At 47.4% G+C, this 14063-nt stretch carries 12 protein-coding genes and 1 other RNA gene; 2 read left to right on the forward strand and 11 right to left on the reverse strand.

Annotated elements, in window-relative coordinates; translation table 11 throughout:
- The first annotated feature begins 219 nt into the window (after nt 1–219).
- Entirely contained in the window at nt 220–1923 is a 1704-nt protein-coding gene (locus F3I09_RS30315) for a S8 family serine peptidase (protein ID WP_149698806.1), read from the forward strand.
- Nucleotides 1924–2175: 252 nt separating this feature from the next.
- Nucleotides 2176–3036, forward strand: coding sequence for a sigma-70 family RNA polymerase sigma factor (locus tag F3I09_RS30320; RefSeq protein ID WP_149698807.1), 861 nt, complete (start codon nt 2176–2178; stop codon nt 3034–3036).
- A 2-nt stretch (nt 3037–3038) separates the two neighbouring features.
- On the opposite strand, the gene F3I09_RS30325 is transcribed toward F3I09_RS30320, so the two are convergent.
- From F3I09_RS30325 to bioD, 11 genes are all read right to left on the reverse strand, one after another.
- Nucleotides 3039–3668 carry a hypothetical protein gene (locus F3I09_RS30325; RefSeq protein WP_149698808.1) on the reverse strand — a complete coding sequence of 210 codons (630 nt, stop codon included), beginning with the start codon at nt 3666–3668 and terminating at the stop codon, nt 3039–3041.
- A 111-nt stretch (nt 3669–3779) separates the two neighbouring features.
- The gene (locus F3I09_RS30330) at nt 3780–4187 is read right to left on the reverse strand and encodes a DUF4870 domain-containing protein (protein ID WP_149698809.1); all 408 of its coding nucleotides are present in this window, start codon (nt 4185–4187) and stop codon (nt 3780–3782) included.
- Nucleotides 4188–4256: 69 nt separating this feature from the next.
- Nucleotides 4257–4648: RNase P RNA component class A (rnpB, locus tag F3I09_RS30335), an RNA gene on the reverse strand.
- A gap of 34 nt (nt 4649–4682) precedes the next feature.
- Nucleotides 4683–5711, reverse strand: a complete 1029-nt coding sequence (locus F3I09_RS30340) for a Smr/MutS family protein (protein WP_149698810.1) — start codon at nt 5709–5711, stop codon at nt 4683–4685.
- Between the two features lie 94 nt (nt 5712–5805).
- Nucleotides 5806–6258 carry a DoxX family protein gene (locus F3I09_RS30345; protein WP_149698811.1) on the reverse strand — a complete coding sequence of 151 codons (453 nt, stop codon included), beginning with the start codon at nt 6256–6258 and terminating at the stop codon, nt 5806–5808.
- 109 nt (nt 6259–6367) lie between these two features.
- The gene (locus F3I09_RS30350; RefSeq protein WP_149698812.1) at nt 6368–8017 is read right to left on the reverse strand and encodes an amino acid permease; all 1650 of its coding nucleotides are present in this window, start codon (nt 8015–8017) and stop codon (nt 6368–6370) included.
- Between the two features lie 88 nt (nt 8018–8105).
- The gene (locus F3I09_RS30355) at nt 8106–9077 is read right to left on the reverse strand and encodes a polyprenyl synthetase family protein (protein ID WP_149698813.1); all 972 of its coding nucleotides are present in this window, start codon (nt 9075–9077) and stop codon (nt 8106–8108) included.
- Nucleotides 9078–9115: 38 nt separating this feature from the next.
- Nucleotides 9116–11251: a ribonuclease R gene (rnr, locus tag F3I09_RS30360; RefSeq protein ID WP_149698814.1), complete on the reverse strand. Its 2136-nt coding sequence runs from the start codon at nt 11249–11251 to the stop codon at nt 9116–9118.
- A gap of 11 nt (nt 11252–11262) precedes the next feature.
- Nucleotides 11263–12330 (reverse strand): tetraacyldisaccharide 4'-kinase, encoded by a 1068-nt coding sequence (gene lpxK, locus F3I09_RS30365; protein WP_149698815.1) that lies wholly within the window; start codon nt 12328–12330, stop codon nt 11263–11265.
- Complete coding sequence (locus F3I09_RS30370) at nt 12324–12914, reverse strand: 5-formyltetrahydrofolate cyclo-ligase (RefSeq protein WP_188134019.1); 591 nt, start codon at nt 12912–12914, stop codon at nt 12324–12326. Before F3I09_RS30370 ends, lpxK begins: the two co-directional genes overlap by 7 nt.
- A gap of 11 nt (nt 12915–12925) precedes the next feature.
- Complete coding sequence (bioD, locus tag F3I09_RS30375; protein WP_149698817.1) at nt 12926–13552, reverse strand: dethiobiotin synthase; 627 nt, start codon at nt 13550–13552, stop codon at nt 12926–12928.
- Nucleotides 13553–14063 lie beyond the last annotated feature (511 nt).

Consider the following 14063-nt stretch of genomic DNA (forward strand, 5'->3'; position numbering starts at 1 on the left):
TAACAGTACATGAGCGAATATAATTGAGTTACAGGTACTTCTATCTCAGCGGTTGTTGTTACGTGAACGGCTATCCAGATAATCAGCTACTGGCATATCGTATTACTCGCTCATCATTTAACGCAGGTGATTCCCTTGCATTTTGCGTACCTTTATTTTAATTTGGTTTTTGATTTTGGTTTTTGATTTTGTAAAGCTTATTGAGAAAAAAACAGACTGATGAAATCTAACAGAGCTATGGCAGTCATGGCTGGTGGTGTTGTGTTGATGACTGCTCTTACTACCGCTAACCCGACTTATGCACAATCTTCAGCAACTCCCAGGAACTGGCAACTATTGAACTATGCGCAGGATAGTGTGTTTGGTACTGGCGTTGAGAAAGCATATAATGAACTCCTGAAAGGAAGGAAAGGCAGCCCTATACTGGTAGCTGTGATAGATTCCGGTATTGATACGCTTCATGAAGATCTGAAATCCATCCTTTGGGTGAACCAGAAGGAGATTCCCGGCAACGGTATTGATGACGACGGAAATGGTTATATCGACGACATCCATGGATGGAATTTCCTGGGTGGTAAAGATGGCCGTAGCGTAAAGGAAGACAGTGACGAAGCGACCCGTGAATACTATCGCTATAAGAGCCTTTACGGCAATCCGGATTCTGCTCTCGACAAACAATCCAAGGAATATAGTTACTGGCAGAAACTGCAGGGTAAAGTATCCAGGCCTTCCGGTGAAAGCAAGGTTACTTATAAGACCATGCTGAAACTGCAGGAAAGCCTGCATAAGTGCGAAACACTCATTACGGGCTACCTGCACCAGAATGATTTCAACGCTGCAAAACTGGATAGTATACAAACTACCGACCAGGATGTAATGGTGGCCAAGAAGTTCCTGCTACGTATCTTCCAGAATACAGGCGAGGAAAACCTCACCTATTCCGAACTGAAATCAGAGTTCGATGAATACCTGGCTGACTTGAAAAAGAAAGCGGACCAGGCTGACAGTGAAGCGCCGGTTGATAAACGTGGAGACATTATCGGGGATAATGTGAACGACATCAACGATAAATACTATGGAAACAATGACGTAATGGGACAATTCGGTTTCCATGGTACGCACGTTTCCGGTATCATCGCTGCTGCAAGAAATAACGGCGTTGGTATTGACGGTATCAATGAGAATGTACGCATCATGATGGTGAAAGCTGTTCCTGATGGTGATGAACGTGACAAAGATGTGGCGCTCGCCATCCGCTATGCGGTAGACAATGGTGCCCGTGTTATCAATATGAGCTTCGGCAAAGGCTTCTCCCCTCACAAAGACTGGGTGGATGCGGCTGTAAAATATGCGGAAGAGAAAGGTGTGTTACTGGTACACGCTGCAGGTAATGACGGCAATGATAATGACGTAGTGGATAATTTCCCTAACCCTGATTTTGCTGATCATTCTGCGAGAGCCAATAACTACATTACTGTAGGCGCCAGCGGTAGCGGCAAAAACGGTAAAGTGGCCAGCTTCTCCAACTATGGTAAAAAGAATGTAGACATCTTCGCACCTGGTGTGCAGATCTATTCCACCGTTCCTGGCGGCAATAAATACGGCAACGCCAGCGGTACCAGTATGGCAGCTCCTGTTGTAGCAGGTGTAGCAGCGCTGGTGCTCTCTTATCATCCTGATCTTAACGCACAACAGTTAAAGTACGTCCTGGTGAAATCAGCCACTCCATTACCTGATGGCACTACGGAAGTGACCAAACCGGGCACGCCTGATGTGAAGGTTCCGTTTGCGGATCTGTCCATCTCCGGAGGGCTCGTAAATGCATATGAGGCGCTGAAACTGGCGGATAGTATCGATGCGAATAAAGACCTGAAATCAAAGAAGAAGAAGAAGGCAAAGATGGAGTCCCTTAAAAAAGGGTAACATCTACCAACGAATAAACACAACACAATTAACAAAACATAATAGGACTCCGCCAGGAGTCCTTTTGTTTGTAGCGCGGGGTGCAACCCCGGGTGTTTGTAGCGCGGGGTGTAACCCCGGGGGGCGCGGGGTACCCAGGGAACCATGAAAATGCGCAGGGTACAATCCCGGCGAATCATGAAATGATCGGGGTTTGCGGCAACAGTATCAACAATTAGAATTATTTTTGAGCTTTCCATTATTCGCATTGTGATGTCAGAAGACCAGGCTCATTTATCATTCTTTCTACAACAGAAATCCAGACTACACAGACTCGCCTATAAAATGACCGAAAGCGCAAGTGATGCTGAGGATGTCTTAAACGATGTATACATCTCTTTTTCGCGTCAGTCTTTTGACCAGATAAGGGATCCCGAAAGGTACCTGGTCCGTTCAGTGGTGCATGCATGCTTCGCTATTCTTGAAAAAAGAAAGAATGTAGTGTATCCAGGGATCAATCTTCCCGAGCCAATGGCCTATGAACGTTTTCCGGATCTGCAAAAAAATGATATTTCCTATGCATTGTTAGTGCTGTTGCAGAAACTCAATGCAGTGGAAAGAGCTGTCTTTTTATTGCGCGAAAGTTTTGACTACGATTATGATGAAGTAGCATCCCTGGTCGGGATCAGTGAGGCCAATTGCAGGCAACAATTACACCGGGCTAAAGAAAAGCTAAAAACAGGCAAAGTTAAATATAGCCCCACTACGCTGGAAAAGGAAGAAATGACCAGGGCATTTATTATGGCATGTTTAAACGGCGATGTCAAACAGCTGGAAACCTATCTGTCAAAAGAGATCACCCTCTTTATGGACGGTGGTGGCAAGGCATCTACTGCAACCAAGCCTATCTCTGGTCTGGATAATGTAATGTTGTATCTGACAAGGGGCGCCTTTAAATTTGGTAAGGACTTCTCATACAGGATAAAAGAAGTGAACACAGAAACCGGGGTTCTGTTTGAGAACATACTGACAGCCGATCTTGATACAATCCTGATACCAGTTTTTGATCAGAATGGACAGATCACTCAGTTGTTCGGCATCAGAAACCCCGATAAACTGAAATACCTCACCTGATATTAATATCCTTTACCAAAGTATTTCTCTATAAACGCGCGTTCTTTTGGAGGCGTTTCCCGCCATTGAAAGCAATTGGTATATCCTAAAATGATAAGCATTGCAACCAGGATACCGGTCCCTCCTATCAGGTAAGCCCCTCCTTTTGACCTGGTTTTCAAGTAATGTATAGACGCTATATGCAGACTTATAGCACAAACATCCAGGAAGTAATAGGGTATGAAGAAAAATGTAGCTGGATGCATATTGAACCCAGCTACCGTATAATAGAAATTGGTATCCAGATGCTCAAGCTGTCTGCTGGCGATAACAGCTCCCACATGACCTATCAGGAAAATCGAAAGATAAAGCCCTGAATATATCTGTATTTTTTCTGCCAATGTCTTTGCATTCCGGTTAAATAATAACCTGATACCTGATACAACCTGGACCAGCACCACCAGCAACAAAATGGTCTCAATCACCGGATGCCTATATACTTTTCTGAAGCGCTCCATCAGCGCAATATGCGCTTCTGGTCCGGCGAATGAAAACAAATGATTAAGCAGGTGAATACCAATAAATAAGGAAAGGGTGATGCCGGAAAAATAATGGAGTGTTTTAACTGTCTGTCGATTGCTTTCTTTTGTCATGAAATATGCTTTTGCAGATAGAGTGCATTAGCGGGATTTTGTGACAAAAATTTTCATAAAAGCAAAGGCCGACCGTCTGGTCAGCCTTTTTATAATAAAACTTAGTTTTCGTTACTTCACAATCCTCCAACTCACCGGATACTTGTACAACACCCCATTATGCGCCTTCGTAGCCGCAATTATGGAGAATATAATATTCACCAGGTATATAATGCCGCGTGTACCATGGAAAATGGATATATCCGTTACATACCAGTAGTGAAAGCCGGGTCTTCCCCAGGCCCAGTCCCAGTGGTTGACCATACCGATCAGGTTGAGAATAACGTTCACAATACTCAATGTGATCTGGAAATTGACGGCTTCTTTACCGTTGTGGTTCAGGAAGTCTGATTCGTTGCGTTTTACCAGCCAGAGGACCAGTGCAACGATGATATTGCCTGCAGGTGGAATGAACAGCATACCGGCAAGACCTCCCAGGTGCATGGCGAGCGCCCAGTTTCTTTCTTCTTGTTGTTGCATAGAGATTATATGATTTCGGGTTATGTTTTTTGTAGGGTCCCTCGTTTGGTTGATCAGCAAAAGCTAAAATAAAACTACAAACCTGTAAGCCGGATTCTGTTCCGCCATACGGCGGATGCTATCATTTATCTTCGATGCCGTTCACACGGCACCTGTATCTGCCTACCCTCGGTCATTGGACGAGCAGCCCTTAAGCGACCGTATACATGGCATTTCAGCACGCAAGGTTTACCCTCAGAGTACGTTACCATACTCCAACGTGGGCTCTTACCCCACATTTTCACCCTTACCCTGTGCCGCTTGCGCGGAACAAGGCGGTCATTTTCTGTGGCACTGTCTGTGCCATTCTTCGCTCTTTTAACGGAGAAAAGAACAGCCCCACCCGTTAGGTGGTGCGTTGCTCTATGCTGTCCGGACTTTCCTCATCCGCCTGCGGCGGAAGCGATAGCACGGTTTGTAGTTTCTGCAAATGTAATAGAAAAGACGGCATATGGGCTAGTACCGGAAAAATATCTCGGTAGCGCCATAGCCATAGCGGGGATGGTATTCATTCACGAACCGCTCCACATCAGGATTATCCCGCAGAATAGCGTGGATCTCCTCTTTCAGCTTGCCCTTCCCTACTCCATGGATGACGATCATGCTATGCTGGTGATGCACAATGGCCAGTTCCAGGTAGCGCACGAATTCATTCAGCTGTATAGCCAGTATCTCAATATTCTTAAGTCCGCGCCACTCTTTTACCAGCATTTCTATATGCAGGTCCAATTCATACTTAGGCTGTTCCGGGACCTCCGGTGCTGCAGGAACTGCCGGTGTAGTGCCTGCTGACAGTGAACCTATACTGCTGGCATCGAAATAGGGCTTATCGTTCTTGCTCTTTTCCGGGTATTTCTCGAACAGCAGTTGGCTGAGCGTAGCATCTCTCCTTTCCTGCAGTTCGGAAAGCTGCAGGAAAAGCTGTTTTACCTTCGGCTTCCATGTTTTCGGGAAGGAAGGCGCCAGTTTATCATTTTTTTCTTTCGGGAAGAAAACGAACTCCAGCCTGGGGCTGTCGTTCAGCGATTCAAACAAGAGATCAGACAGGTAAAAGTTACTAAATGGCTGAATCTCATTGCGGATCTCCAGTTCCATACTGTTCCGCAACCATACCTGGAAGTTAAAACGGTAGGCTTCGCTGGTTTCATTCAGCAGATGAAATTTGAGGGACTGGACGTGCTCTTCATAAGCGTCCATCCTGAAAACAGGTAATATAGATAGGAACATCCCCCGGCTCATCCGGATATTATCTTCATATTTCTTCTTCTCCGGCTTAATATCATAGCCCTGGATCCGTTGCGGCGGAGGAGCCGGCTTAGGCGTGGTAAAGCGATGAAAATACGGGAAATCTATCTGGTCAAGATACACCGGAAATGTAACCTTGCCCACCTCTACCATTACCATATCGGCATTGATGATATCGACAACTGTCCCTTCCTCTTTGGAATGTAGCAGTAATATTTTATCGCCAATCTCAAACTTCATACTTGCAGGCCCGCGATAGAAAATACAGTTTTAACGTGAACTGCCAATACAAAGCAGTCCGCATCGCGGAGGGCAAAGGTAAGACAATTATTCCTCAAGCCGGATGGCGGCGCATATAATCGTCAAATGAAATGGGGCCGCTGCCTTCTACCAGGAAGAAAACCAGAAGCAGCAGAACAAGGATAGAAAGGCCGGTCTCTGCATGTACATTAAATATCCCCGTAGCGTTTAACGCCGAAGAGGTATGTACAAAGAAGATTGCGCCTATAAGGATTGGAAGCTGGGCCAGAATGGCCACACGTGTAAGTAAACCGAAAACAATAAGAAGACCTCCGAGCAAATGAGCAAAGACGATATAATGAGCAAGCCAGAAGGACATTACTGTGAGAAACGGACTTTGGTCAATCACAGATTTGAGCACATCGATATTTTGTATGAAAACCACCCCTTTGTAGAATAAAAATACACCTAACAGGACGCGGATGCCATCAAGCCAGCGAGGATGATGGCGTTCGCCCCAACGGTCAATTCGTTCTAGCAGATTCATAACACATGATTTTAATGATCAAAGAGCTTAACCGAATATACGAAATAAAGTTGACCATAGCAACATTTAACTTGACGGCAGCAACAAATGACCTAAAACCATGATTTTCTTAAGCTTGTGCGAGCTTACTTCTTTTATAACCGTAACAGAAGTAAATGGTCAGACCGATCAGTAGCCAGATGAAAAATACCACCCAGTTCCTGAACCCGATCTCTGTCATCAGGTAGAAACAGCTCAGCAAACCCAGTACCGGGATCAGCGACAGCTTTTTAAGGAAGGAAAGTACGGTGAACAGCAAAGCCGCCACCGTGAAGAAGAAGAAGGGAATATTATGTTTCCACACTTCCCAGCCGCCTGCAAATGAAAATCGCTGCGGCAGTTCATTGCGGAACAGATAGGCAAAGAAGATGATAATGACAGGTACGATAAACTGCCCGTTGATATACGGCAGCCTGAAACGTTTTGAATGAGGATCTTTCTCCTGCGGTGGCAGTAACAATACCCCTCCGCACACCAGGATAAAGGCAAACAGGGTGCCTATACTGGTCAGGTCTGTCACAATGGTCAGGTTCAGGAACAAGGCCGGAATACCTACCAGGAAGCCCGTTATAATAGTGGCAAATGAAGGCGTTTTAAACTTAGGATGGATGATACTGAATTTCTTAGGCAACAGGCCATCACGGCTCATACTCATCCAGATACGGGGCTGCCCGATCTGGAATACCAGCAGCACACTGGTAGTGGCCACTACAGCACTTACTGATATCAGGAAGCTTACCTTCGGCAGATTTACCGCATTAAATACGAATGCCAGCGGGTCTTCTACCTTCAATTGGGAATAAGACACCATTCCTGTCAATACAAAAGCAATGAGGATATATAACACCGTACAGATGATCAGTGAATAGATCATCCCCTTGGGAAGATCGCGCTGCGGATTGGAACACTCTTCCGCCGTAGTACTGATGGCGTCAAAACCGATATAGGCAAAGAACACGGCAGACACGCCCTTTAAAACACCAGAAAACCCGTTAGGCATAAATGGCGACCAGTTGTCTACATTCACATAAAATGCGCCTACCACAATCACAAAGAGGATCACCAGTATCTTGAGCCCCACCATGAAATTGGCGCTCTTTTTACTTTCCCGGATGCCCACATAGGCCAGGTAAGTAACCAGGACCACGATAATAAATGCAGGCAGGTTCAGGATGATCGGGATACCCGCAATATGCGGCGCTGCGGCATATAACTCAGGCGATGCGCTGTCATAGTTGCTGGTCAGCCAGTCAGGAAATGATAGATTCAGCCCAACCGCACTACCGATACCTGCCAGCAGGTTATTGAAATACCCGCTCCAGGAAATGGCCACGGCTATATTCCCGATCGCATATTCCAGGATGAGCGCCCACCCGATCACCCAGGCGGCCAGCTCCCCGAAAGTCACGTAGGAATAAGTATATGCACTGCCGGATACCGGTACACGGGATGCAAACTCCGCATAGCAGAGCGCAGAGAACCCGCAGGTAACCGCAGTAATAATAAAAAGTAAGGAAACACCGGGACCTCCGTGATAAGAGGCTTCCCCAATGGTAGAAAAGATACCCGCGCCGATCACTGCGGCAATACCTAAAGCAGTCAGGTCCCGCACCCGTAACACCTTGTTTAACTCCCCTCCGCCATGCGCATCCGTCAAACCATCTTGACTATCTTTCAGTATAGTGATAATAGATTTCTTACGAAAAAGCGATTTAGACATGCAGGTATTTTGGTTACAGGTTTAGCTAATGCGCGAATATATATAAATTAAGCGATACACAAATTTGGAGGAAGCAGATAGTCTTCCTTTAGTGTTCCCTGTTCAACAGGTAGTTGGCCAGCTCCGTCAGTGGTTGTTTACGGTTAGAGATCACAGCAATACTCTCAAGATGTTCAAAAGCAAGCTGCTGGAAACGTTCCTTCTCTTTTTCCGCCCAGACATCCACCTTGCAGTCATGGAATAACTCCAGCACCTGCGCCACCTTATCATCGGGGCTGGTAGCCAGCAGTTCCTTCAGTTTTTGATGCTGGGTCGGATTGCACAGTTCCAGGGCTTTTAACAGCAGGAAGGTCTTTTTATTTACCAGGATATCCCCTCCCTGTTGTTTACCGAACTTCTCCGGGTCGCCGAATGCATCCAGATAGTCGTCCTGGATCTGGAAGGCGATCCCTATATTTTTACCGAATTCGTATAAATGTTGCTGGTTATACTCACTGCCACCGCCGATGATAGCCCCCATTTTCAGGCTGGCTGCCAGTAATACGGAGGTTTTCAGCGCGATCATATTCACATAGTCATCATAACATACCTGCTCCGGCTCCATCTCTTCAAAGTCCATATCCATCTGCTGCCCTTCGCATACCTCTGTGGCGGCCTTGTTGAAAGCGCTGATCAGTTTCTGCTTATAATGTGGCTGTACCCTGTTCAGGTATTCGTATACCTTGATCAGCATCACATCTCCCGCCAGTATTGCTGCGGTCTCGCCATACAGGGTATGTACGGTTGGCTGGTTACGGCGTAATGGTGCTTTGTCCATGATATCATCATGCACCAGTGTGAAGTTATGGAACAGTTCCACGGCGGTGCCCACCTCATATGCATCCGGGTGGATCTCGTCAAACAGTTCATTACCCATTATACTCAGCACTGGTCTGATACGCTTTCCGCCTATATTGAGGATATGGCTGGCAGCATTATACAGTTTCTTTGGATGCTCAGGGAATTGTTCTTTACTGAAATGTTCTCCGAACCGGATAGTCAGGTCTTTAAATGAATGCATGATGTGTTTTTCGAATAAGCGGCTGTAAGTTATATAAATTATGGCTTTTTACGGGAAGAGGAAGCCTGCTTCTTTGCAGAGGCAGGTTTCTTCTTACCGGTCGTATCTTTCTTTTTTCCTTTGGTCTTTGTTTCCTTTCTGTCAGCAGCCGCAGGTTTGCGCGCAGATCTTTCTGTAGCCGCCGGCTTACGTGCAGACCTTCCGGATGGCATAGGAGCGTCTCCGCCCTCTTCCACCAGGTCATAGTCCAGCTGTCGTTTCACCAGGTTGGCGGCAACCACCTGTATCCTTACTTTATCACCTATACGGATCTTCCTGCCGGTATACATACCAATCAGCGCATATTCGTTCTCATCGTATTTGAACTCGTCCTTGGTGGTCATGTTATGAATGCTCACCAGGCCTTCACACTTGGTGTCCACAGTTTCCACCCAGAAGCCGAAGTGGGCCACACCACTCACCACACCGTCAAATTCTTCGCCAATATACTGCTGCATATATTCCACCTGCTTGTATTTATTGGCGGCTCTTTCCGCTTCCATGGCCTTACGTTCCATTTCAGAGGAATGCTTGCACTTCTTCTCCATCTGTTTGTCAGGATGGATATCGTGCGTCAGGCATTGCTGCAGTACGCGGTGTACAAGTACATCCGGGTAACGGCGTATCGGTGAGGTAAAGTGACAATAGTGATCAAATCCCAGTCCGTAGTGACCAATATCCTCTACCGTATAGGCGGCTTTGGCCATGGTACGGATACCCAGGGTTTCCAGTACATGCTGTTCCGGCTTACCATGGGCCAGCTGCAGCATTTCATTGAAGGAACGGGCCAGTTTGTCCGGGTTATCTATTTCCAGCTTATGACCGAACTTACGGGCAAAGCCGGAGAAGACCTTCAGCTTTTCCTCATCAGGCGTGTCATGCACGCGGTACGGGAATGGCACATGCTGGTTGGTGCCGATGCGGATATTATATACATATTCCGCCACTGTCCTGTTGGCCAGCAACATCAGCTCTTCGATCAGCTGGTGGGCCTCCTTACTTTCCTTCACGATAATACCTACCGGCTTTGCATTTTCATCCAGCTGGAAGCGAACTTCCTGGGATGAAAAATTGATAGCGCCATTCTCAAAACGCTCCTTACGCAGCGTCTGTGCGATCTTGTTCAGCAACAGCACTTCATCCTGGTAAGGACCTTCGCCGGATTCAATGATGTCCTGCACATCTTCGTAGGTGAAGCGATGATTGGAATGTATCGCCGTTCTGCCCAGCCAGTGTTCTTTGATCTCCCCCTTATCATTCATCTTGAAAACGGCGGAGAAGGTCAGTTTGTCTTCATGCGGGCGCAGGGAGCACAGCTCATTGGAGATCTTTTCAGGCAACATCGGCAGTACGCGGTCTGGCAGATATACAGAAGTGGCGCGTTTGTCCGCTTCCTTATCCAGCGCAGTCTCGGGCAGTACGTAGTGACTAACGTCTGCAATATGCACGCCTACTTCGTACCAGGCCCCCCGCAGCTTACGGATGGAAATGGCGTCATCAAAATCCTTTGCGTCCACAGGGTCGATCGTGAACGTGAGGATCTTACGGAAGTCTTTTCTGTTCTTGATCTCTTCTGCGTCTATGTTCTCGCCGATACCACCCAGTTCTTTTATGACTTCGTCCGGGAAGCTGAGCGGGAATCCGCTTTCTATCAGGATCTCTTTCATCGCCAGGTCATTGGTATTGCTGGCGTCCAGCACTTCCATGATCTCGCCTACCGGCTTGCGGGTCTTTTCACCCCAGGCTACGACACGCACTACGGCTTTGTCCCCGTTCTTCGCATTTTTCATGGAATTGGCAGGGATATATATATCGGGCATGAACAGCCCTTTTTCCGGTACCAGGAAAGCGAAGCCTTTGTTGACCTGCAGGGTACCGGTGAATTCAATCTTTTTGCGTTTAACGATTTCCGTTATAACCCCTTCCATACGTCCTTCATTCTTGCCCTGTTTGATCACATCAACAAGCACATCGTCTCCATCAAGAGCGGTATTGAGGTTTTTCTGGCGGACCATGATGTCCTTCTCCTGTCCTTCAATAATAACAAAGGACATCCCGGAGCGGGTTATCTGTACAGTACCGCGGAAGGTTTTCTTCTGGCTGCTGTGTTTTTGAGGTTTCTTCTTTTTAGTCATTCTCGTAACGTTTAATCATGGTTACTTCCAAACTGATCCACGTAAGTAAAAATATAATTATTAAATGATTCTCCTTCCCTATAGAGGAAAGATATTTCAACCGGCATAACGGCTATGGGTATGTTCATTGGACGCAGGCGGTCTTCGAGCAGTTGTAGTCTTACTGCGTCCTTTTCCGTTGTTACCACCAGTTTGTGGTTGCCGGGAAGGTTGCTGAGTTCCCTGTTTATTTTCTCCAGATCAGGGACGGAATAGTAATAATGATCCGGAAAAGGCAGGAGGAACACGTTTTTATAGCTTTCCTTCAGTTGTTGTAAAAGCGGTTCCGGTCGGGCAATACCACACACGAGGAGTACGGTGGTATCTGCAGGCACGGTAACCGGGTTGCCGCTGAACATGTCATATAACTCGCCATATTTCAGAGAAGTAAAAAACAGTTGCTGATGTGGCAGGGGTTTGATTTCCTGCCTGATGGCGGCTTTTTCGGTGTCGGACAGTTGCGGCGGGCATTTGGACACAATGATACAGCTGGCCCTTTCATAGCCCTTGCGGCCTTCGCGCAGGCGGCCGAAAGGTACTACATGGTCTTTGGTGAAGCGGCGGTTGTATTCGGTGATGAGGATGTTCATGCCCGGTTTCACAGAGCGATGCTGGAAGGCGTCATCCAGCAGTATCACTTCTGTTTCGGGGCGTTCTCCCAGCAGCTGGGGTATGGCCAGCATGCGTTCTTCACCTACGCAAACCTCTATATCCGGAAATTTACGATGGAACTGCATCGGTTCATCGCCCAGTTGCGCCGCTGTACTGGCAGCATTTGCCAGCAGGTAGCCGCTGCTACGCCGGTTGTATCCCCGGCTGAGAGTAGCTACACGGTATCTATCTTTTAATATCCTGATGAGGTGTTCTACATGCGGGGTTTTGCCGGTACCTCCCACAGACAGGTTGCCTACGGCAATAACGGGCAGGTCAAACTCCACGGCAGTCAGTACATTGGTATCATAGAACCTGTTGCGGATCCACATTACGAGGCCGTACAACAGTGAAAAAGGGTATAATAAGATCTTCAGGTGTTTCAGCATTCGTTGCCTTTTTTGAAATCATAAATTGTTTGCGGTGTGATGACCATGTGCAGGGGAACATCGTTTTCGTTCACATCTGCGATGGCATCTACCGGTCCAAACAATGACAGTCCGATAGTGGTCACTGTTGGCAGGCATTCCTTCAGGAAACGGTCGTACATCCCTTTTCCGTATCCCACCCGCTGTCCGCTTTTATCAAATGCCAGCATAGGTACAAAAATCAGGTCCATCTCTGAGGCTAGTAAAGGTATCCCGCCGGCGGGTTCCGGTATGCCAAAGGCATTCCTGACCAGCACGGTTTCCGGCTTCCACAGATAGTGTTCCATAGTCGCATTGTGCATGTACGACCTTGACAGCGCCCATTGCAGTTTAGGATAGGCCTCCCGGGCCCAGTGCACCAGTGCGTATGTGTCCGCTTCTTTCTTTTCAGTAATAGGAAGAAAAATGTGTGCCATTCTGAAAGCGCTGTAGTCCAGCCGCCGGCATTGGTTCAGTAACTCCCCGTTCAGGGTGGCCATCACATCGTCCGGAAGGTTCAAACGTTTTTCCAGGTATTGCTTTCGTATATCCTTTTTTGTTAACAAGTGGATCTGTATTACCACAAAGATAGCTTTTCTGCCTGTTCCTTCACAAATGCCCTGTCAACCATTGCAGTGTGGGGTATCCTTCCCAGTAGCGGATAGCCGCTCCATCCTACCACTTCGGTTTCATTACTGTGGTATTCTCCGCTGAAGATCCAGCCCAGTACAGGGATAGCACGTTGTTTCAGCACCTGCGTGGTCAATAATGCATGGTTGATGCTACCCAGGTAGTTCTGGGCCACTATTATGACCTTAGCCTCCAGTTGCTGTATAAAATCGATGGTGAAAACCTGTTCCGTCAACGGAACCATCAGCCCCCCGGCGCCCTCTATGACCAGCGACCGGCCGGATGGCTGAATGCTGTGTGCCAGCTCAAGTATCCTTTTTACGTTTATGTTCACATCTTCCAGTCTGGCGGCCAGGTGTGGCGAGGCGGGCGCTTCCAGACAGTAGGCTTCCCGGTGGCATACCGACACCGGATTTGATATTAAACTTTTTACCGTATCTGTGTCCGTCCCCTCCGTTAATCCTGTCTGTACGGGTTTCCAGTAGTCCGCCCGCAGTGCTTCCACAACACAGGCAGAAGTGACTGTTTTCCCCACCCCGGTACCTATCCCGGTTATAAAAATCCGTTCACTCATGACATGCAAAGATAGTATAATAGGAATTACTTTGATAATCAATTCCTGTTAAGAAACCGTTAGCCTTTGTTTCCGTTCATGATCCGCTCTGGTATTGATCTGATCTTACTGCTTCTATATCGCTTCACCGGCATTTCCATATCACTTCACCGTCATTTCTATATCGAATGGATATACATATGACGATGAAACGATGTCCAGATGACGGTTAAGCGATATAGAGATATAGAGATCATGTAGAACCTATAAGGGACGCAGCGGAAAAACAGGAGAAAAACGGCTTAAGTTCACCTTAAAGGCATGGTAAAGGCATACCAAAGGCAAGGTAAAGGCGTGGTTACGTGTTTGTAGCCCGGGGTGCAACCCCGGGGATAGGGTGCAACCCCACGAATAGGGTGCAACCCCACGAATAGGGCGCACCCCCCGGAATTCCGGTAACCACAACAAAACACAATACAACCCCGTCAGGGGTTACGTGTTTGTAGCCCGGGGTACAACCCCGGGGATGGGG

The sequence above is a fragment of the Chitinophaga sp. CF418 genome, assembly GCF_900142925.1.
Taxonomy (GTDB): domain Bacteria; phylum Bacteroidota; class Bacteroidia; order Chitinophagales; family Chitinophagaceae; genus Chitinophaga.